This window comes from Paenibacillus dendrobii, from assembly GCF_009807035.1.
Classification (GTDB): Bacteria; Bacillota; Bacilli; order Paenibacillales; family Paenibacillaceae; genus Paenibacillus_AQ; species Paenibacillus_AQ dendrobii.
The window spans coordinates 2,820,591-2,840,485 of the sequence record NZ_WUBI01000001.1 but is presented as its reverse complement, the minus strand read 5'-3'; the positions used below and the strand labels follow the sequence as shown (position 1 = coordinate 2,840,485).

The 19,895-nt window shown below is 48.9% G+C and carries 21 protein-coding genes, 6 tRNA genes and 3 riboswitches; of the genes, 17 read left to right on the top strand and 10 right to left on the bottom strand.

Annotated features, from left to right (window positions below):
• Nucleotides 1-159: 159 nt before the first annotated feature.
• On the top strand, nucleotides 160-627 hold the full coding sequence (locus GRF59_RS12490) for a DinB family protein (RefSeq protein ID WP_160497853.1): 468 nt from the start codon (nucleotides 160-162) through the stop codon (nucleotides 625-627).
• An 83-nt stretch (nucleotides 628-710) separates the two neighbouring features.
• Here the strand turns inward: GRF59_RS12490 and cmpA are convergent, their stop codons facing one another.
• A complete protein-coding gene (gene cmpA, locus GRF59_RS12485; RefSeq protein WP_160497852.1) occupies nucleotides 711-839 on the bottom strand; it encodes a cortex morphogenetic protein CmpA in 129 nt (42 codons plus the stop codon).
• A 109-nt stretch (nucleotides 840-948) separates the two neighbouring features.
• On the bottom strand, nucleotides 949-1,299 hold the full coding sequence (locus GRF59_RS12480; RefSeq protein WP_160497851.1) for a hydrolase/acyltransferase: 351 nt from the start codon (nucleotides 1,297-1,299) through the stop codon (nucleotides 949-951).
• A 168-nt stretch (nucleotides 1,300-1,467) separates the two neighbouring features.
• On the opposite strand from GRF59_RS12480, the gene GRF59_RS12475 reads away from it, so the two are divergent.
• The 3 genes from GRF59_RS12475 to GRF59_RS12465 all read left to right on the top strand — a co-directional run bounded on the left by GRF59_RS12475 (nucleotide 1,468) and on the right by GRF59_RS12465 (nucleotide 2,150).
• Complete coding sequence (locus GRF59_RS12475; RefSeq protein WP_160497850.1) at nucleotides 1,468-1,947, top strand: SprT family protein; 480 nt, start codon at nucleotides 1,468-1,470, stop codon at nucleotides 1,945-1,947.
• Between the two features lie 31 nt (nucleotides 1,948-1,978).
• A tRNA-Asn gene (locus GRF59_RS12470) sits at nucleotides 1,979-2,054 on the top strand.
• A 7-nt stretch (nucleotides 2,055-2,061) separates the two neighbouring features.
• Nucleotides 2,062-2,150 (top strand) — tRNA-Ser (locus tag GRF59_RS12465).
• Nucleotides 2,151-2,540: 390 nt separating this feature from the next.
• Here GRF59_RS12465 and tlp read toward each other — a convergent pair.
• A complete protein-coding gene (gene tlp, locus GRF59_RS12460) occupies nucleotides 2,541-2,750 on the bottom strand; it encodes a small acid-soluble spore protein Tlp (protein WP_160497849.1) in 210 nt (69 codons plus the stop codon).
• A 213-nt stretch (nucleotides 2,751-2,963) separates the two neighbouring features.
• Here tlp and GRF59_RS12455 point away from each other — a divergent pair.
• The 8 genes from GRF59_RS12455 (at nucleotide 2,964) to GRF59_RS12420 (ending at nucleotide 9,976) form a co-directional block, all read left to right on the top strand.
• Nucleotides 2,964-3,035 (top strand) — tRNA-Glu (locus tag GRF59_RS12455).
• A gap of 138 nt (nucleotides 3,036-3,173) precedes the next feature.
• Nucleotides 3,174-3,249 (top strand) — tRNA-Lys (locus tag GRF59_RS12450).
• Nucleotides 3,250-3,279: 30 nt separating this feature from the next.
• Nucleotides 3,280-3,362 (top strand) — tRNA-Leu (locus GRF59_RS12445).
• A 234-nt stretch (nucleotides 3,363-3,596) separates the two neighbouring features.
• Nucleotides 3,597-5,228: an AraC family transcriptional regulator gene (locus tag GRF59_RS12440; RefSeq protein WP_160497848.1), complete on the top strand. Its 1,632-nt coding sequence runs from the start codon at nucleotides 3,597-3,599 to the stop codon at nucleotides 5,226-5,228.
• Between the two features lie 107 nt (nucleotides 5,229-5,335).
• On the top strand, nucleotides 5,336-6,340 hold the full coding sequence (locus tag GRF59_RS12435) for an ABC transporter substrate-binding protein (protein WP_160497847.1): 1,005 nt from the start codon (nucleotides 5,336-5,338) through the stop codon (nucleotides 6,338-6,340).
• A gap of 43 nt (nucleotides 6,341-6,383) precedes the next feature.
• The gene (locus GRF59_RS12430) at nucleotides 6,384-7,391 is read left to right on the top strand and encodes a FecCD family ABC transporter permease (RefSeq protein WP_160497846.1); all 1,008 of its coding nucleotides are present in this window, start codon (nucleotides 6,384-6,386) and stop codon (nucleotides 7,389-7,391) included.
• On the top strand, nucleotides 7,384-8,403 hold the full coding sequence (locus GRF59_RS12425) for a FecCD family ABC transporter permease (protein WP_160497845.1): 1,020 nt from the start codon (nucleotides 7,384-7,386) through the stop codon (nucleotides 8,401-8,403). Before GRF59_RS12430 ends, GRF59_RS12425 begins: the two co-directional genes overlap by 8 nt.
• Before the next feature lie 55 nt (nucleotides 8,404-8,458).
• Nucleotides 8,459-9,976 (top strand): alpha/beta hydrolase, encoded by a 1,518-nt coding sequence (locus tag GRF59_RS12420; protein ID WP_237391732.1) that lies wholly within the window; start codon nucleotides 8,459-8,461, stop codon nucleotides 9,974-9,976.
• A 160-nt stretch (nucleotides 9,977-10,136) separates the two neighbouring features.
• Here GRF59_RS12420 and GRF59_RS12415 read toward each other — a convergent pair whose 3' ends face one another.
• From GRF59_RS12415 to GRF59_RS12395, 5 genes are all read right to left on the bottom strand, one after another.
• A complete protein-coding gene (locus tag GRF59_RS12415) occupies nucleotides 10,137-11,159 on the bottom strand; it encodes a DUF2804 domain-containing protein (protein WP_160497844.1) in 1,023 nt (340 codons plus the stop codon).
• Nucleotides 11,156-11,671, bottom strand: a complete 516-nt coding sequence (locus GRF59_RS12410) for an MFS transporter (protein ID WP_160497843.1) — start codon at nucleotides 11,669-11,671, stop codon at nucleotides 11,156-11,158. The genes GRF59_RS12415 and GRF59_RS12410 overlap by 4 nt, the downstream gene beginning before the upstream one ends.
• Nucleotides 11,672-11,952: 281 nt before the next feature.
• Nucleotides 11,953-13,164 (bottom strand): MFS transporter, encoded by a 1,212-nt coding sequence (locus GRF59_RS12405; protein WP_160497842.1) that lies wholly within the window; start codon nucleotides 13,162-13,164, stop codon nucleotides 11,953-11,955.
• 11 nt (nucleotides 13,165-13,175) lie between these two features.
• Complete coding sequence (locus GRF59_RS12400) at nucleotides 13,176-13,571, bottom strand: MarR family winged helix-turn-helix transcriptional regulator (RefSeq protein WP_160497841.1); 396 nt, start codon at nucleotides 13,569-13,571, stop codon at nucleotides 13,176-13,178.
• A 175-nt stretch (nucleotides 13,572-13,746) separates the two neighbouring features.
• On the bottom strand, nucleotides 13,747-14,385 hold the full coding sequence (locus GRF59_RS12395; protein WP_160497840.1) for a hypothetical protein: 639 nt from the start codon (nucleotides 14,383-14,385) through the stop codon (nucleotides 13,747-13,749).
• Nucleotides 14,386-14,641: 256 nt separating this feature from the next.
• On the opposite strand from GRF59_RS12395, the gene GRF59_RS12390 reads away from it, so the two are divergent.
• A complete protein-coding gene (locus tag GRF59_RS12390) occupies nucleotides 14,642-14,995 on the top strand; it encodes a helix-turn-helix domain-containing protein (protein WP_160497839.1) in 354 nt (117 codons plus the stop codon).
• A 156-nt stretch (nucleotides 14,996-15,151) separates the two neighbouring features.
• Nucleotides 15,152-15,234 (top strand) — tRNA-Leu (locus tag GRF59_RS12385).
• Between the two features lie 107 nt (nucleotides 15,235-15,341).
• On the opposite strand, the gene GRF59_RS12380 is transcribed toward GRF59_RS12385, so the two are convergent.
• Nucleotides 15,342-15,836 (bottom strand): glutathione peroxidase, encoded by a 495-nt coding sequence (locus GRF59_RS12380; protein ID WP_160497838.1) that lies wholly within the window; start codon nucleotides 15,834-15,836, stop codon nucleotides 15,342-15,344.
• Between the two features lie 119 nt (nucleotides 15,837-15,955).
• Complete coding sequence (locus GRF59_RS12375) at nucleotides 15,956-16,399, bottom strand: hypothetical protein (protein WP_160497837.1); 444 nt, start codon at nucleotides 16,397-16,399, stop codon at nucleotides 15,956-15,958.
• Between the two features lies 1 nt (nucleotide 16,400).
• Nucleotides 16,401-16,555: riboswitch (cyclic di-AMP (ydaO/yuaA leader) on the bottom strand.
• 392 nt (nucleotides 16,556-16,947) lie between these two features.
• Nucleotides 16,948-17,155, top strand: a riboswitch (cyclic di-AMP (ydaO/yuaA leader).
• A gap of 116 nt (nucleotides 17,156-17,271) precedes the next feature.
• Nucleotides 17,272-17,451: riboswitch (cyclic di-AMP (ydaO/yuaA leader) on the top strand.
• 124 nt (nucleotides 17,452-17,575) lie between these two features.
• On the opposite strand from GRF59_RS12375, the gene GRF59_RS12370 reads away from it, so the two are divergent.
• The 3 genes from GRF59_RS12370 (at nucleotide 17,576) to kdpA (ending at nucleotide 19,887) form a co-directional block, all read left to right on the top strand.
• Entirely contained in the window at nucleotides 17,576-17,968 is a 393-nt protein-coding gene (locus GRF59_RS12370; protein WP_160497836.1) for a hypothetical protein, read from the top strand.
• Nucleotides 17,969-18,109: 141 nt separating this feature from the next.
• On the top strand, nucleotides 18,110-18,187 hold the full coding sequence (gene kdpF, locus GRF59_RS30285; RefSeq protein WP_160498257.1) for a K(+)-transporting ATPase subunit F: 78 nt from the start codon (nucleotides 18,110-18,112) through the stop codon (nucleotides 18,185-18,187).
• Nucleotides 18,188-18,210: 23 nt separating this feature from the next.
• Nucleotides 18,211-19,887, top strand: coding sequence for a potassium-transporting ATPase subunit KdpA (gene kdpA, locus GRF59_RS12360; protein ID WP_160497835.1), 1,677 nt, complete (start codon nucleotides 18,211-18,213; stop codon nucleotides 19,885-19,887).
• Nucleotides 19,888-19,895 lie beyond the last annotated feature (8 nt).

Sequence of the window (19,895 nt, the reverse complement as noted above, 5' to 3'; positions counted from 1 at the left end):
CTCGGCTCGCTTTTGCTATCCTGCAGGATGTTTAAGGGTGGGAGGAGGGATGATCTTAGGATTCTGAATGCTGCTTGTACAAGGCAAAAAGATGTGCTATTGTCGTTGTAACTACCATATCATACTTAAGGTAGTTACATAAAGCGGGAGGCGATTGGAATGAGTGTCCGGAATCTTTTGTTGCAATACTGGGATTTTTGTCTGGATCAAGAGGATTGGTATCCTCCGCTGATGCATGCGCTGAAGGATGTTACATTTGAACAGGCCTTGTGGAAACCCGAGATAGGCGCAGCCAACAGCATATGGGAGAACGTTCAGCATTTACTCTATTTCAAAGAGCGCCTGCTGAAGCGGCTTTCAGGTGTGCCGGATGAGCAGCATGCTGGAAACGACGAGACTTTTCTCATTCCGGAAGCAAGCAAGGAGGCCTGGGAAAACGTCAAGTCCAGGATGTTGGAGGTGCACTCTTCTTTACGTCATGCGCTTGAACAGATGTCTGAAGAGGAAATCGAGACCAAACCCCAACGCTTCATGAGCTTGATTACGCATGATGCATACCATACCGGACAAATTATTCTACTAGCGAAACTGCAAGGCTCCTGGCCGGCGAATCGAAGCTACTTATAGAAAGCATTTATAGCGGCAAAAAAAAGAAGCCGGACGATTAGTCCGGCTTGCTTGTGCGTAACGTTATGGATTGAACAGCCAACTTATGAATGATCCGAGACTTCGCCTGCTGAATTCCGGTAAAAGAACCAGCAATCATTCAGCAGCTTGATTTGGCGTCTGTCTTTTTTGCGAAAGGCGCGTGTCAGTTGATTGCAGAGCCATTGCGGCAAGGGTATCTCCTCCTCTTGCTAAACCTTCTGTATGGATAGCATATGGGGAAGAAGCCTAATGGGTGCAGGTCTACATGGTATTAATGATGATATCATGCCTCGAAGTGAGTTAGATCGCTTCTTCCTCGTACCATTGTTCGAGCTGCGCCTGCAAGGCACGAATTTCCGTGAGCAGAGAGATCAGCGGGTAGTTCGTTTCATTAAGGGAAGCGAAGGAACGCTCCAGTTCATTAATGTAATCGAGACCGCCGACGATGGAAGCTGTTTCCTGAAGCAGCTCGAGCTGATCACATTCAGCCACGGCGAGCGGCAGTTCCGGTGTTCCTTGGGCGGTAAGTTTGCTGACTTCCTTATGGAGTCTTAAGTTGAGCGCGCTGAGCTGATAAGCGTAATCCGCAGGCATCTCCACATACTGGAGCTTGTCTCCCAGTTGCAAAATGACATAACGCATGTTTGGCATAATATGAGTTCCCCCTCTATAGTTGCTGCGTGCTTTTCGATGCGAAGTAATCCTTTACTTGACAGTGTAGCTTAGTAAGAAGTTAAAATTCAAGTAGCATTCCTTGAGCTTGAATAGCATGCAGGAAGAAGCTGTGCGGAAAGGGAGTAGGCAAACGCTATGTCAATCATGAGTAATGAAGAGCTGCAGGTCTGGGTGGAAAAAGTGTCGATCGACAGCTTTGGCGTGCCTTTCCGGCACCAGGCAACCTTTAATAAGAGATTGTCCTCCACCGGGGGACGTTATTTTACGAAGAGTCATGATATCGAGATCAATCCCCATCAGCTGGATGAAAACGGGAGGGAAGAGGTAGAGAAAATCATCAAGCATGAGCTCTGCCATTACCATCTGCATCTGGCTGGCAGGGGGTACAAGCACCGTGACCAGGACTTCAAGCAGCTTCTCCGGCATGTGGGAGGAAGCCGCTTCTGCAGCTCGCTACCAAACCGCGGCGGCCGGAAGGTGCTGCCGTACCGTTATGTATTGGTGTGCAAGGACTGCGGCATGAAATATATGCGGAAGCGGAAGGTGGATACCCGGCGTTTCCGGTGCGGAAAATGTAAGGGGAAGCTTCTTCAGCAGACGCTTGACTCGCCTCAGAAATCATGATAAATTATTGATTGTTACCATTTGTAAACGTTCCCTGATAGCTCAGTTGGTAGAGCACTCGACTGTTAATCGAGTTGTCACAGGTTCGAGTCCTGTTCGGGGAGCCATTTTCTTGGAGAGATACCCAAGTGGCTATAAGGGGACCCTCTGCTAAGGGGTTAGACTGCGTAAGCGGTGCGAGGGTTCGAATCCCTCTCTCTCCGTTCTGAAATAACAACAGAAAGCTCCCACCGCAATAGCGGATGGGAGCTTTTTGCATAGGGATGAGAACCCTCGCAGAGGGGGCGTCGGAGCATAAGCATCGATAGGAACCGCATCGCAGTCCCGACCGGAGGGAGGGTATCCCTCTCTCTCCGTTCCGAAATAACAACACAAGGCTCCCACCGCAATAGCGGATGGGAGCTTTGTGCATAGGGATGAGAACCCTCGCAGAGGGGGCGTCGGAGCATAAGCATCGGTAGGAACCGTATCGCAGTCCCGACCGGAGGGAGGGTATCCCTCTCTCTCCGTTCCGAAATAACAACAGAAAGCTCCCACCGCAATAGCGGTTGGGAGCTTTTTGCGTAGGGATGAGAAGCCTCATCCAGCATACATTATTTTTCGTCCTGGTATTCTTCTTCGAATCCTTCAATCGCTCTTTCACGCTTGGCATTTTTGTGCTCAAGGCTACTTTGCTCCTGACCTGAAATTTCATCGGCATGCTCATCGAGATAGTCGTTGGTTTCTTGGATGTTCTCACGGGTGTTATGGATCGAGTTTTGAATCTTCTCTGCGTTGTCGGAACGGTCATCAGGCTTAGCCATAGTTAGGAATCTCCTTTATGTGTGTAGTTTTGGATTTGTGCAATCCTCTTATGTGAAATGCCAATCATAAGATGCCATGACAGCATTAAATTTATTCATTTCTTTTCGGCAAAAACAGCGCTGTGAGCGGCCGATAAAAAAATATCAAAAAAACACTTGTCATGTCCTAAAAATTCTGGTAAGATAATTTTTGTTGTCACGCTTTGTTGATACGGCCCGTTGGTCAAGGGGTTAAGACACCTCCCTTTCACGGAGGTAACAGGGGTTCGAATCCCCTACGGGTCACTTTAATACAAGTTTCGATGGGGGATGAGAACCTATAGGGTTCGTCGGAGCATAAACTTCGTCAGCGCTGCATCGCAGTCTCGAACGAAGAGAGAGTATCCCCTACAGTTATTGGCACACATCCTAGTGAGTCAGCGAGAGCCATTAGCTCAGTTGGTAGAGCACCTGACTTTTAATCAGGGTGTCGAAGGTTCGAGTCCTTCATGGCTCACCAGTTTTTATTAAGCAAGTTTCCCTTATACATGCGGTAGTGGTGGAATGGCAGACACGCTATCTTGAGGGGGTAGTGGGCGTATGCCCGTGGAGGTTCGAGTCCTCTCTACCGCATACAACAGGAAGTCCACGCGATAAGCGTGGACTTCTTTTCATTTGTAGCCATAGCAGCGGGAGCGGCCTTCCTGCCTTTTAAACAGCTTCAGTCCTTTTCGGACTGAGGCTGTTTATTTTTATATGCAAGAAACATTTCATGTGGAGGAAGCGCGCGAACTTTTGCGTTCCAGAAATCGATGGTTATGTTATGATAATGATAACCATTCTCAATAAAAGGCGGTATTTTGATTCATGATATATGGAAGTAAAAGTAGGGTGAAGCTGCATGACCTGACCTTCAGACTGTGGGACACGGAATTATTGCAGGAAAAAGGACTGCGCCTAGCGCAGCAGTTGGTCATGCAGAGCGTCATGATTATTTTGCTGAAAGGAGAGGCGGTTCTGGAACTGGAGGATCGGGCCATTCGGATGGGAGAAGGCTCCGCGTATATCTGTCCTGGCGGAAAAACATTCGGGTTAACTGGCTATGGAACGGAACCGGCATCCATTGCCGTCTTTAACTTCAGCGTTTATCAAGCGCATTCGTTACACAAGGGCAGACTTCTTGCCATCGAGGATCCATCGATATTCCTGGAAGAAGGAGCGGCGTTAAGTTCGGTTGAGAAGACACAGTCGATCTGCCGCACGATCTACAAACATTTTCACCATGCGCAGGAAATGATCCGGTGGCGAGCTCAACTGGATTTCCAGGAATTCTTGTACGAGTTGATCCAGGAAAGCGGTTTGGATAGCAAAAATGATAAAAGCCAAGCGCTTGAGCGTGCCAAAACATTCATGGAAGAGCATTATAGCGAGGATCTGACCGTGGAACAGCTGGCTGGGATTGCTGACTTCAGCTCCAGCTATTTTGCCGAGATCTTCAAAAGAACCTACGGATGCAGTGTAGTCGATTATCTGGCACAGATACGGATGAACAAGGCTAAACAGCTGATGCTTGGATCGGATGTACTTTTGAAAGAAATAGCGCATCTGGTTGGATATAAAGACGAGTTTTATTTCAGCAGAAAATTTAAGAAGGAATTCGGACTGTCTCCCTCGGCTTATATGAAGAAGGAGAAAAACAAAATTGCTCTCTACGGCTCCACCTCGCTGCTCGGTTATCTGATTCCGCTTCACATTATTCCATATGCTGCACCTCTCCATCCGAAATGGTCTGCAGAACAGTACCACACTCTCGGGCCTGAAATCCCCGTGCATCTGGACGCTTATCGGCAGAATCACAACAAAGAAGCCAATCTGGACAAGCTTGAGACTGCGCAGCCCGAACGGATTATTTGTACGCAGGAGTTGGAGCCGTGGGAGAAGGAGAGGTTGGCGCGAATTGCTCCGATTTACGAGATGCCGCTGGAAACGGGGAGTTGGGAAGAAGAACTCCGGGATCTGGCCAAGTGGCTGAATCGAACGGAGGAAGCGGAACAGTGGCTGCAATCCTTTTCCCGGAAAATGAAATTGCTCCAGCGCCATATCGCACCATATCTCCAGCAGTCCGCATTGGTATGCGCACGTGTCTGCCAGAACCAGCTCAGATTAAATAACAGCCGCGCCATCAAAGAGGTGCTAGGCGAGCAGCTTGGCTGCCGGATATCAACGCTTTCCCCGGGATTATCGGATTTCGCGCCTTTAACAGTGGGGGACCTGCGAAGGACTGAAGCTGACCATATTCTGATTTTGGTGAGGCAGGATTCGGAGACTTTGGCTTATTGGCGGAGGTTATCCTCTTCACCGGAGTGGTTGTCTTTGCGCGCCGTGAAGGAGGGGAAGCTGCATATGATCCCTTCCTATCCGTGGCGTGAGTTTTCGCCCGTTGCCATCGAGCAGATGGCAGAATCGGCTGCAAGGTTCTTAACCGGGAAAAATCCATGAGAAATCGGGAATTTGTCCATGGTGGAATAGGCATTCCTCCTTTACTATCAATAATGATAATCATTATCAATCATAGAGGGAACGTCGAAGGGAGAAATCAGATAGAGATGAAAAGAATGAAGCTTTTACTAGGAGTATTCCTGATGCTTGCCATGGTCTTGTCGGCTTGTGGAAAAGAAAACCAAACATCGGATGCTGCGGCCCAGAACTCAAGTCAAACTACCGCAGATCCGTCTGCCGAAAAAGCACCGGAGGCTGCTGCATCATCAGATACTAAAGTCGTGAAATACCTGGATCAGGAATATACACTTCCTTCCCAAGTGGAACGGATCGTCATTAGCGGTGCGGTTGAAGCCATGGAGGATTCGATTGTCCTTGATGTGAATCCGGTCGGAGCGATCACTTTCTCCGGCAAATTCCCGCCGCTGTTTGAATCCATCACCAAAAATGCCACTTCTGTCGGTGAAAAAATGGAACCGAATTATGAGACTATATTGTCTCTTAAACCGGATGTCATTCTGAGTTCAAGCAAGTTTAAACCTGAAGTCATAGAGAAGATGAAAAAAATCGCGCCTACCATTCCGTACTCCCATGTATCAACCAATTGGGAAGCGAACTTGAAGCTGCTTGGAGAGCTCAGCGGAAAGCAGGAGCAGGCGGAGCAGGAAATTGCGAAGTATAAGTCGGACCTTGAGGCAACCAAAGCGCAAATCGGGGATCGTTTGAAAGATAAGAAGGTTCTTGCGATACGTATTCGCGGAGGAGAGCTCTATATCTATCCGGAAGGCGTCTTCTTCAATCCGGTCCTATATCAGGATCTCGGACTTTCGGCACCTGCTGAAGTGAAAGCGGCCAAAGCCCAGGAGCTGATATCCAAGGAAAAAATCGCCGAAATGAATCCGGACATTCTGTTTATCCAATCCTTGCCGGATGAAAACAAGGATACGCCTAATGCGCTTGAGGATTTTCAAAACGACCCGATTATCAAGAGCCTGAACGCATTCAAAAACGGCAAAGCTTTTGTGAATGTCGTTGACCCTCTTTTGCAAGGCGGAACGGCGTACAGCAAAATAGAGTTTCTGAAGGCAGCCTCAGTCAAACTTACTGAGTAGATCGATTGTGAGTTCAATTTGTTCAATATAAGGCGTGTTGATTATGCAGCTTAAGCGTACGCTGCCGGTGGTTATACTCGGAATAGCCCCGGCAGCCATTGTGTTATTGATTCTGGCTTCCATTTTATATGGCGCTAAAAACATCACTGCAAGCGAGATTTGGAACTCCATTTTTGCTTTTAACGCGGATAATGTGGATCATCAGATTATTATCTCCTCACGGCTCCCGCGTGTTGTTGGCGCATTGCTGATAGGCGCATTTCTTGCGGTATCAGGTGCTTTAATGCAGGGAATGACCCGAAATTATTTGGCTTCTCCATCCATTATGGGCGTGTCGGACGGATCGGTTTTCGCGGTAACGATCTGTATGGTCTTTTTGCCGAACACGAGCCCGCATTTGTATATCACAAGTTCGCTGATCGGTTCAGCCCTCGGGGCGGGAATCGTCTTCGGATTGGCCTGGTGCATACCGCATGGGCTTAGCCCCGTGAAGCTGGCCATCATCGGTTCAATCATCGGTACGTTTCTCAGCGGAACGGCACATGCGATAGCTACCTACTATCAGGTTTCGCAAAATATCAGTTTTTGGTATAACGCCCGGCTGCACCAAATGGACCCGGAGCTGATCCGCTTGAGTATCCCGTTTGCGATTGTCGGTCTGACATTGGCTCTGATCATATCGAAGTCCATCTCGGCGTTGTCATTGGGGGAAGAAGTCGCCAAAGGGTTGGGGATTCGTACCTGGTTGACCAAGGCATTGGCCATCTTGGCCGTCGTCTTGCTGACCGGAGTTTCCGTGGCTCTTGCGGGCAAGGTAGCCTTTGTGGGCCTGATTATTCCCCACATTGCCCGGTTTTGTTCAGGCTCCGATTACCGCTGGATCATTCCGGTCTCCGGCGTATTGGGCGGGATTTTTCTTGCGCTCTGTGATATCGTGGCGCGCTTTATCAATTATCCGTTTGAAACGCCGGTCGGCGTGGTTACAGCTTTGATCGGTGTACCTTTCTTCTTGTATTTGATCCGGACAAGGGGAGGTGCGCAGCGTGAATAAAGGTTCCCACAGACGGTTTTGGACCGTCATCGTATCTGGACTCCTGCTTGCGGCTGCTGCGGCTTATCTCAGCTTGACGAACGGAGCGTTCGACTTATCCGTACTGGATGTCATCAAGACACTGCTGAGGTTTCACCCCCAGCCGGAACATGATTTGGTGGTGTTCGAATTCCGGTTGCCCCGGATCGTGCTCGGAGGCCTTGTGGGTTTTGCGCTGGGAATGGCCGGTTCCATCATCCAAGGGGTGACGAGAAACGGGCTTGCCGATCCGGGAATATTGGGTGTCAATGCTGGAGCCGGACTTTCTGTGGTGCTGTTCATGTTCATATTCCAAGGGAGTATATCCGCCTCCGGCTGGCTGGGAGTCATGATGATGCCGATGTTTGGCTTGGCTGGAGGGGTGGCGGCCACGACGGCCATATATCTATTTGCCAAAGAGAAGGGCAAGCTTGATCCGCAGCGCCTGATATTGGTCGGCATTGCCATCGCCTCGGGCTTTGGAGCACTCACAGTATATATTTCTCTTAAAATGAATCCGAGCGATTACGAAATGGCCGTCGTATGGCTAGCAGGGAGCTTGCAGAGCGCCAACTGGAAATTTGTCGTTACGATGCTGCCGTGGCTGCTGCTCCTGCCCGTGATCTGTATGCGTGCTCACGTGCTGGATCTCTTTCAGTTGAGCGGTGAAAGCCAGAAAAGCCTGGGAGTGTCAGTACAACGCGAACAGAATATATTCCTGCTGTGCAGTGTCGGTCTGGTCAGTGCCAGTGTCGCCGTATCCGGCAGCATTGCTTTTATCGGATTAATTGCGCCTCATTTAGCCAGACAGCTGGTTGGATTGCGGCACGTCCATATCATTCCGGTCAGCGGCGTTGTAGGCATGATTATAGTTCTCGTTGGTGATTTTATCGGGAAAACCGTATTTGCTCCGGCGGAGCTGGCTGTTGGCATTGTGGTTTCAATCATTGGGGTTCCATACTTTATTTTTCTGTTGATCCGTTCAAGATCGTAAGAGACTGGGGGAGAGAATCATTTTTTATAAAGAGCTGACCATTGGGGAGCGGACATTGATTGTTTATCTGCCGCCCTCTTATGAAAAGTCCGATCGCCGTTTTCCCGTCGCTTATGTACAGGACGGCGGAGATCTGTTTACCGAATGCCATAATTACATGGAACATTTATATGCATCCGGACAACTGGAAGAAATGATTTTGGTCGGCGTCGTGACGCGTGCGCGAAACGATGAATATACACCGTGGCCCGCCACTGCACTGCTGGACGGTTATCCGGATTTTGGCGGGCAGGGACGAGCCTATGTGGATGAGGTCGCTGATGTGCTGAAGCCGTTTATCGATCGTCATTACCGTACAAAGAGCCATGCTGAAGCAACGGCCATGATCGGCGGATCATTCGGCGGATTAATTTCATTATTTGCGGGCTGCTGGCGTCCGGAGGTTTTTGGACGAATCGGACTCATATCTGCCTCCTTCTGGTACGAGGGAGTCATGGATTTCATCCGGGAGAGTCAAGGGATGGATGACCATCAGCGCATGTACATGTCTGTCGGCCGTAATGAAGGAATTTACAAGAGGAATCTGCAGCGACACATGGTCGAATATACGATGGAGGCTCACCGGTTGTGGTCGGAGAACGGGGCGCCCGCAAGCCGGCTGAAACTGACGGTCGATTCGGAAGGCACGCATGACCCTCTCTTCATGGTGAAGCAGTTTCCAAAAGCCCTGAAGTGGCTGTTTGGCGAGGAGGGGGACACACACAAATCTGTTATGAGCCGCTTGGGAGCCGTCCATATTCCAGGAACCTTGGCATGGAGCATGCGCAGCACGCTAACGGGGCGGGATTACCGTATTTTCATTGCTGAGCCCATGGGTCCTCCTCCGGAAGCGGGATACCCGATCCTCTATGTGCTGGATGCCAATGCCACGTTCGGTTCGCTTGCGGAGGCAATGAGACTGCAGTCAAGGAAGCCGCATGGCATTCCGCCGGCTGTCATCGTGGGAATCGGCTATGATTCAAATGATCCCATCGTAACGCAGGAACGCTTCTACGATTATACCGTGCACGCGGAGGACAGCGAGCTGCCTGCAAGACCGGATGGTTCGGATTGGCCGCGCACAGGAGGAGCCGAGGCGTTTCTCGATTTTATTGAGGATGAGCTGAAGCCTGCCGTGGAAGAAGTTTTTCCGGTTGATCGATCCAAGCAGTCCCTTTTTGGTCATTCATTGGGTGGTTTTTTGACCTTGTATACGCTGTTTACGCGGCCTGGTGTATATCGGCGTTATTTTGCAGCCAGTCCGTCCATATGGTGGAAAAAACACATGCTGCTTCAGCTGTGGGAGAACCGCCAAGAAGAATTGGGGCTTGAGAAGACAGACGTTGAGCTGCATCTTAGTGTGGGAAGCCAGGAGAAGCCTCACATGGTTGGCGATGCAAATGGGCTGTACCGGACTTTGTCGGCAAGCGGACGAGGCCCGGTTCATCTCACAATGGTCGAGTTTCCGGACGAAGGACATGTTTCGCTGTTGCCGGCGCTGATGAGCCCCATGCTTCGCAGAGCCAGTTCCTGAAATGCTTCCTGAAAAATGGCCGAAATATGACTTTGGCTCCTCGATATAGAGTTGGACGAATGAATCAAAAATAGCTTCGGTAAGCGTAAGGAACGTTGTCGTATAAACCAGCACAAAGCCCTTCTGCCAATGCAGAAGGGCTTTGCTTCATTCCTCGATATTACCAGTTATTCACGGCATGTTCCATAAAAGCCATCATATCCTTCACTTCCAGCACTGTACCGTCGTCCAGAACAACCTTGCCGGTGAAACGTCCGAATATCTGGTGGCAGCCGTTGTCCACGAACAGCATTTTCGTTTCGGTATAACGGTCATACACCGGTTCGAAATCCATCTCAAACCGGCCGTCGTCACTGGTGAATTTTTTGGGAGACATATAACCGCCTGCGGGGAGATCCACATACACATGGTTCAGCTTGTGGGAGGTCCCGTTATAAAAAAGCATGTTTTCAGTGGCAGCTTCCGTATTGCCGAATCCAAAACCGATATTGAATCCGAAACGTTTGCCGTCAATCCAGGTGCTTCCGTTGCCCCAGAACCACTCATGGCTGAACGGCCATACGCCGCGTCCCCAGTCGATGAGTCCAAATGAAGTCTCAGGCTCGAAGGTGATGATCCGCTCACCCATTTTTACCGTGCCGCTGGCAGGCATGCAGTTTATTTTATGATTGTAGTAAAAATGATGGGGGTTATCATCAAACGGCGTTGCGATGACTAACGCTTCCATGTCGGGCTGGGAAAGCTCGATGTCGATCTCCATGTTATGCTGCACTTTGGGATCGCGGGTTTTGCAGCGGAGTCTGCGCCCACCCCTGTAAACCTCAAATTGCATGTCGATGTTTTTGCGATGTACGGCAAGATCGCCATGTTCCGCGGACTCGGGCATTTTGAGCCTATTGAAGGGAAGCACCAGCATATCGGTAACGGTATAGGTTTTTTTATTGTTGAAATCGATCAACATGGCCGATACATTCCCGGCATACGAGACATGGCCTATGGTCAGCTGCAGGCAGTAATCATCGTTGGAAACCTGGTAAAAGTCCCATTCCTTGATCCGCCAAGGTGCGGCTTTAATTGCTTTTCGATTATAGTTCATGACCCCTTTGGTTGAATAACCCTTTTGCATCAAGGTTCCGTTGGGATACAGCAAATCCGAGAATGTGGTAATTCGGTGATTGGTCATAGCTTCAGATCCTCCTTATGTAATGGTTGTATGGGAGCAAGATGAGTGCGGCTGCGATGCAATCTGCTCGCCGGCATCAAAGGGAAGAAGGTCAATAACGTGATCAGGGCCGAGAACAGGAAGAGCGTATTGCTAGGAACAGTACCCATGACCCCGTCGATCTCCATCCGGATGCCGTGATATTGAATGATGTAGTAGGAAATCATCGGCCCGATCACCATCGGAATGCAGACGCCGAAAATTTGTTTGATTCCTTCGAATTGCCCGCGTTGATCCTCGGGGTATAGGTTCTTAATCCACGCTGTAAGCGTTTGCAAAATTAATACGTAACCGATACCTGCTCCAAAAATGCCCAACAAGAGCAAAGCAATATGGGTAGAAAAGAAAATGACGAGCAACCCGGCAAAGTTGGCGGCAATGGCCATGCAAATGACACGTACGGGTCTACCGGAATCGATGAGCTTGGCGGCAGGAAGGGTGAGGCAAACGGCGGAGACAAGTCCAATACCCAATTTCTCTTTGAAATGCTGTTATTCATGCCTTCACGGCTCCCCGATATCATTGAGAACTTGTCTGAAGCAGGTCCTCTGTCAACATTATATGGGATAACATACCCAAGAATCACCAAAAATTTGAATTCATAGTTGATAGAATGCCAGAGTCCAAAGAATCTTTTATATGATGATATTTCACTGAAGAAACGGCAACATGAAGGATGAATATCGATGTGGAGATAAAAAAACCTTCTGCCTTTAGGCAGAAGGGGCTCACAAGTCCTGGTTTCAATAGTAGCTTATTTGGTGGAAGCAGAAGAGATCATATCGTTCCCACTCTTGGTCCGCATCAGCAGATACAGGGCGTATACGACGATAAAAACGCCTAAGAATAAGGAGGAATAACGATACATCGATCCATAGCTGCTGAAGGCTGCAATTTGACCGAGTACCAGGGCGCCAACGGCAATTCCGAGGTCCAACGAGTTAAAATACATGCTGTTGGCCATTCCTTGCTTCTGCGGCGGAACCAATTGGATCATCCAGGATTGGAGAGTGGGCTGGGCCGTACCGAAACCCAGGCCGTAACAAAGGGCAGCGAGTGCCAGAAATCCGGTAGAAGCCGAATAGGACAATAGCCAAAGTCCCCCAATCAGGAATACGGCAGCAGGGATCAGCAGGGCCTTATGCCCTTTTTTATCATATATCTTACCGGAAATAGGCCGGATGAGAATGACCGCGATTGCATTAAACAAGAAAAATAATGAGGCATTCGCCAGACTGGCCTCCTTGCCGAACAGATTAATGAAGCTTAGAAGGCCGCCGTAAGTGACGGACATCAGCAAGTTAAGCAAGCTTGGCAGGAGCAGCGCTTTGGGGAATCCCTTCTTGCGCGGCATGGAAGAAAACTCCTCTGGAAGAGATGCCGGGGCAGGCGGCTTCACTTTTTTGGCCAGTGGATATACCAACGGGAAAATTAAGGCGATGACGATCAATGTGGCATAAACCAGCGACGGGAATCCTTGTTTATCCAGCAACATGCTGCCGACCACGGGACCCAGCGATAACGCGATGCTGGTAGAAAGGCCGAAATAGCCCATTCCTTCACCGAGACGGCGAACGGGGATGACGCCTGATGCCATAGTTGGTAGTGTCGTGCTGCCCATGCCGAAGCCAATGCCGAATATGATCCGCATCAACAGCAACAAGGCTAACGTTCCGCTCCATAAGTATCCCAGGGTGGCAAGAAAGGCGAGAATGAGTCCGAGGAACAAGATCGTATTGCGTTTACCCTTCTCCAAAGCCTTGGCCGAGAATAGTCGGGAGATGATAGCGGATAAAGCAAAAACGGTCGTAAACAGGCTGACCGTCAATGCCCCCGCATGAAAATGCTCTTTAACGTAACCGGGCAGCGGGGATAATATCATCTGCAGGTTCAAGAACAACAGCAGATTGCATACGGTGAGCATAATGAATTCCCGTGTCCATAAGTTTTCTTTGATGTCTTTCAATGCTGTAACCTCTAATCTACGAAAATTCGGTCGATATTCTTGTTAATCTGTTTCATGATTTGATCCAGCGTTTCCAGCTGTTCATCCGAAATACCGGCAATCAACTCGTCGTTCAGGCTGAGCTCTAGCGGCAGGGTGTCATTCATCAGCTCTTGGACAGTCTCGGTGGCATAGATCAGATAGGCTCTGCGATCGCCGGGATCGGGTTTGCGCTGAATGAAGCCTTTCTTGTCAAGCACATCCAAAATGCGGGTAATGGAAGGCTGGTCCTTGCCGGATCTCATCGCAAGCTCCTTTTGGTTGATTCCCTCCTGAAGGTATACTTGGTATAACACAGTCCATTGTTCAGGTGTAATGCCATAAGGTTTTAGCCTGCATGCGAACAGCGCGGACATTTTACGTGACATATTGCCAAATCGGAATCCGATCGATTGGTGAGTTGCTGCGAATCTGGTCAGAAAGAAACACTCCTTCAAAAATAATTGTAAAAACAATTATATTCATATCAATGAAAAACGTCAATTATTTTTTCCAATGGAAGGAAAGAAAGCAAGACGATGTCATGTTCGTGAAGTAGAAGGATTATTTAGAGGGCGAGCTTTTAGGATGTACAGGAGGGTCGTCCAGAACGGAAGAATATTTCGGATACAAACGTCGAATACAATCCGGGCAAATGTCGTGGGTAAACTCGGCATGGGTATGTTTTTCAAGGAAGCTTTCCACCGAATTCCAGATGTCATGTTCATCCCGGATTCTTTTGCATACCGCACAGATCGGAAGGAGTCCGCGCAGAGTGCGAATTTGCGTAAGAGCCTCCATTAAATCGAGCTCCAGCATCTTGCTTTTCGTGATATCTGTGAGGCAAATGCTCATACCTTTGGGGGGATGGCTATCGTGATGAAAAATGGTGGATGCTTCAAATAAGAACCACTTCAGGCTTCGCTCAAAAGGAGATTGAAACTCGGAGCGGAAATGAGGCACAGTTCCACTCAGCACGGGATCCAGCTGATTCGGAGAATGTCCGTCCGCTTCGGACAGGGCTGCAAAGATCTGCAAGAAATTGACTCCGATCCAATTAAAGGACTCAGGAACGCCACCTTCAATCGAATTCTGAATCCAGACATGATTGACGGAAAGGATACGGCCTTTGGAGTCGACAACCGCGATGGCTTGCCTTAGTGAGTGTATAACATCAAGAGAAGTAATGTCTGAATTAAACAAATAAAGTCGCTCCCTCAATATGAAATGGAAGTCCTTATATGGTTGGAATGAAATGCTCGTCCAGACTGACAGAGGGAGTTGTTATGAATGGCGATTCACATGGTGCCGATGGTACAAAGAATACGATTAATGATACAATTGCCAGTATGATATAATGATTATAGCATGAAAAAAAGTATATACGTATTTACGTAACATTGCAAGAGTGTAATTACTTATATGCGTCGTCGAAAGGCGATTTGGAAGGCGGTTTGATATGCAATCCATTTACGATCGAATTGAATCGTTAATTAAACTGCGGGGGATGACGAAGAAATTATTCTGTGAAGAACTGGGGATCAGCACAGGCAACCTCGGGGATTGGAAAAGGGGGAAATCGACGCCGAGCACCAATAAACTCGTTGAAATCTCTTCCTTTTTCGGTGTCAGTCTGGACTGGCTCATTCTGGGCAAAGAGCAGGGATCATTCCTTATAAAGGAAAACAGAAGTACATATTTGTGGGAAGAGTGTGAACAAGCCAACGCATTATTATCCGAAAAGGAAAAAGAATTTATCAGGGAGTACATCAATTTTACCCTTTATAAAAAACAACAGTCTTGTGATCATTAATGTATGTTTCTAATGCGGACGAGGAAAGGCGGGCCTGCTATGTTCTTGAAAAAGGAGCGGGTCCTGCCGCTATATCATTAGAATCTGTTCATTGGCTATTTACATTTACGTATAATCGGTATATAATAAAAAAGTTGCTGAAAAAGTTATAACTATGCGGTAGTGGTGGAATGGCAGACACGCTATCTTGAGGGGGTAGTGGGCGTACGCTCGTGGAGGTTCGAGTCCTCTCTACCGCATTTATAGGAAAACAACGTATGAAGGGCTCTTGCTTTTGGCAAGGGTCCTTTTTATGTTTAACGAACCATGAAAAAGAGGCCGCCGGGCCTCTTTTTTGCATGCAAGGTTAACGGGAGGAAGAGTCTCCGAGCAGCTTTTTAATATCCTCTTCGATTTTGTCCGGTGTCGTCTGCGGCGCATATCGCTTGATGACGCGTCCCTGCTTATCGACCAGAAACTTAGTGAAATTCCATTTGATCGCCTTGGAACCGAGTACGCCAGGTGCCTCTTCGGTGAGATGTTTGAACAGGGGATGGGCATGATCGCCTTTGACATCCGTTTTCTCAAACATGGGAAAGTTCACGCCGTAATTGACCTGGCAAAACTCCGCAATATCCTCATTGTCTCCCGGCTCCTGGTGCGCAAACTGGTTGCTGGGAAATCCGAGAATCTCGAAATGGCGGTCATGAAACTTTTCGTACAGCTCTTGAAGTCCCCGGTACTGAGGCGTAAATCCGCATTTGCTTGCCGTATTCACGATGAGCAGTACCTGATCCTGATAGTCGGATAAAGGGATCTCCTTGCCTTGCAGCGTGCGGGCGTGATAGTCGTATACCGACATGTTCCCGCCTCCCTTCCATTCTGGATATAATCTAACGATACTCTGATCATCTTGCTTCTTATATCATATACAACTTAATTTTATACAATGAATCATTTGGTTTCAATCCTGCTTATTGTTCAGAACAAAGAAACGTATGCCTCGGCGAATCGGAGCAAATGGCCGGAGTCCTGCCGATCCTCGGTTACGCTGCCCCTTGTAGTCCGGCCGGCAGCCGTCTCGTGAATAGCATCGCAAAGCAGCTGCACTCTCGGCAGATGAAACGGTTGAATGGAGTGGAGGATGTCGTTTTGCAGGGAGGCTTCATCGGCGAAGTTTCTATGCAGAAACCGTTCATACCAGGAAGCCCATGTCACCCAATCAACCGGACGGTTCCCCTCGTTCAAGTAAATCTCACCCCAGCCTTTGCCGCAACTTGAATGAATTCTCATTAATACTCTGTAATGATCGCCCAATGAATGCAAGGGTTCGGATTTGCTTGAAGGCAAATGCAGAATGAACAGCTCGATGGCATGGAGGCGTATGACGGCCTGCACCCGGGTGCTGGTGTCCGCTTGAAGCATATGGTTCTCTCCTTCTAGCTTACGAGGTTAGCTGGCGGATTCGGGCCAGGAGAAGCCCTACGCTAATCGGAATGGCCGGTTAGAGATTCACCCCGCGGTCTAATGGACCGGTTGGTTCCCCCGTTTCCCTGCTCGGGAATTCAGCATTTACATGGTTTTAGGTAAACTGGATTTATGATATAGGACAAATGAAGGTTTGTAAATCAAGAGGTGGAGCATGTTAGCGCAGATGACCTCCGGTTTCGGGGGATACTTGACGTGCTGCCTGCGGTAACACCTGTTTCTGTTCCGTTTGCTCGCTCTCGCGCAGCTTCACGGCGGTTTATGAAAATGCCACATTCTTTTACGAAAAGAAGAATTAAGGACAATATCCCGTTTTGTGAGAATGGATGAAATAGAGAGCATAGGAGAGGTTAGAGGAGATATAAACTCTTGTAAGCGATAACCTTGCTCCAAATGCCGTCATTTTAAGCGATAAGCGATTTCGCAATGCCTTTACACTAACTCCAAGCGGGTGTATGATTCAAATCGTAATTCAAGACGTTTCCATTTTTGAATCGCTGAATTTCCATTCATAGGGGTGGAAATCGGGGGAACCAATCGCGTGTATCCCAGTCATCCGGTGTGAGAGTCGGAGGCAGGTGATACCGCAGGGGTGAATCCTGTGAACGGATGCCATGGATCCGGACACGGGTAGAGCGACTCTCACCGCTCGAATCCGTCAGCTAACCTCGTAAGCGTCGTTTGAGAGAGGAATGATGAAACTTGTGATCGATATCCATCGACCACAGGGGATCAATTGACCTCTGTGGTTTTTTATTGCCAAAAATGCTGATATACAGCGGAAATACAACAAAATTTATAACATTTGAACGTCTTTAACGCTTAATTCCGGTCCTGGACCGGAAGCGGGGGAACCAACAGCAGCATGCTTATTGATGAGCATGGCGCCGGGGTGAATCCTTCTGTCCTGCAAAGGGACAATGGAGGGATGGGCGACTCTCACGCCCTAATCCGTCAGCTAACCTCGTAAGCGTATAGGGAGAGGCAGCATTTGTCGTGAGCATATTTTCATGGCTTTCTTTCGTCATGAATTTGTAGGCCGCGGGAAAGGTCCTCTTTCCTGCGGCCTATTTTTGATGCAGATGAAGCTGCCAGAAGGAGGAGCACGAAGTCGTGGATGAGGAACTCATCATCGTCACAGCGCCGAACGAGGCCGGACGCAAATTTATCAAGCTTTTAATTTATCTTAAGCGGCCCTTCGCCGTGCTTACCAATAATCTGAAGGAAGAACGGGAGCTTAGAAAGCTCGGTGCTACGCAAATCATTCGCATTCATACCAATAACACGGATGAATGGGTCGTTCCTGATCATAGAATCGGACGGATTTTTATTTTTGAGAACAGCCTGAATCTAACTTGCAGGTATTTGCAAATCTGCAGACCCTGGACGTCGCGCCCCATCTACATTATTACCCGGGCGGATAATTCTCCGGGGATCTATCGGGGACTCGGAGCGAATCACATCATTCATACCTTGAATGGCGAGGTCGGATTCTTGCTGAAGTAGTGCTTATTTCGGGAATAAAAAGGGGAGATATGAAGCCATGATGGACTTTCTGATGATATTGACACTGGCAGGCGTATTTGGTGTCTTTCTGCTGTTCCTGACGTGGTGCGGCCATGTCGTGGACGGGGGAGGGGAAGACAAATGATCGTCGTTTTGGTACTGGCGCTGCTCGTATTTGTTTATTTGGTCTATGCCCTGATCCATCCGGAACGATTTTAGTAGGTTAAGAGGAGGAAGCGATTTTGGATATCCTGCAGATTTGTATTGTCATCGCAGTGCTGCTTCTGCTGGTCAAACCGGTAGGCAGCTATATATATCATGTGTTTTCCAATGAGGCGAACCGTACGGACAAGATTTTTGGACCCGTAGAAAAGCTTTTTTATAAAATCATCGGTCTGAAAAACCGTTCCGGCATGAGCTGGAAAAAATATGCGCTCAGTATGATTGCGACCAATATGATTTTGGTAGCCGTCAGCTATCTGATTCTAAGACTGATGGGCGGGCTGCCGGTCAACCCGAACGAAACCGGGAATATGGAGGCCAGCTTGTCCTTTAATACGGTCATCAGTTTTATGACCAACACGAACCTTCAGCATTACAGCGGCGAAAGCGGCATGTCCTATTTCGGACAGATGATCGTCATCACGATGATGATGTTTACGTCGGCGGCTTCGGGTCTCGTCATAGCCATTGCTTTTATGAGAGGCATTACAAGAAGAGGCGGCATGGGGAACTTTTTTGAGGACTTTGTCAAAGCCCATATTCGTATCTTCCTGCCCCTTGCGCTCATTGTGACATTGGTTCTGGTGGGGCTGAAAGTGCCGCAGACGCTGGATCCGACCGTAACCGTCAATACGCTGGGCGGTACAGTGCAGCACATTTCCATGGGACCTGTAGCTTCGCTGGAGTCAATCAAGCATTTGGGGACGAACGGGGGCGGATTTTTCGGGGCGAACTCTTCGCATCCATTTGAAAATCCAAGTCCGCTGACCAACGTGATCGAAATCTTGAGCATGTGGACCATTTCCGCAGCATTGCCTTATACGTTTGGACGATTCGCGAAGAATCGCAAGCAGGGCTGGATTATTTTCTCGGCCATGATGGTATTGTTCGTGGCTTTCCTTAGTCTGACGTATTTCTCGGAGAAAAGCGGCAATCCGCTTATTAACCAATTAGGCATTAACAGCTCTCAGGGCAGCATGGAGGGCAAGGAGGTTCGCTTCGGAGTGGCTCAGTCCGCACTCTTTACGACCGTTACCACGGCGGCGACCACAGGTTCCGTTAACAACATGCATGATACCTTGACACCGCTCGGCGGGCTTGCTCCCCTTGCGGAAATGATGCTGAACGTTGTATTTGGCGGCAAGGGCGTCGGTTTCGTCAATATGATTATGTATGCCATCTTGGGCGTGTTTATCTGTGGTCTGATGGTCGGACGGACGCCGGAGTTTCTGGGACGCAAAATCGAGAGCAGGGAAATGAAGCTGATCGCGATCGCGATTCTGGCGCATCCGCTCATTATATTGGCTCCGACAGCCATTTCATTTATGACGCATCTGGGGACAGACGCGATATCCAATCCGATGTATCACGGGCTGAGCCAATCGCTTTACGAGTATACCTCTTCCGCGGCGAACAACGGCTCGGGCTTTGAGGGCCTGGGAGATAATACGGTGTTCTGGAATGTAAGCACAGGGCTTGTCATGCTCCTGGGACGGTATGTTTCGATTATCGCTCTCTTGGGTGTAGCCGGCTCGTTGTCGCGGAAAAGAACGGTTCCTGAAACCATCGGCACCTTCCATACGGATACCAAGCTGTTTGCGGGAATTCTGGTCGGAACCGTGCTCCTGATTGGCGCACTGACCTTCCTGCCGGTACTGGTTCTGGGCCCTGTGGCGGAATTCCTGACAATTAAATAAGAATTGTG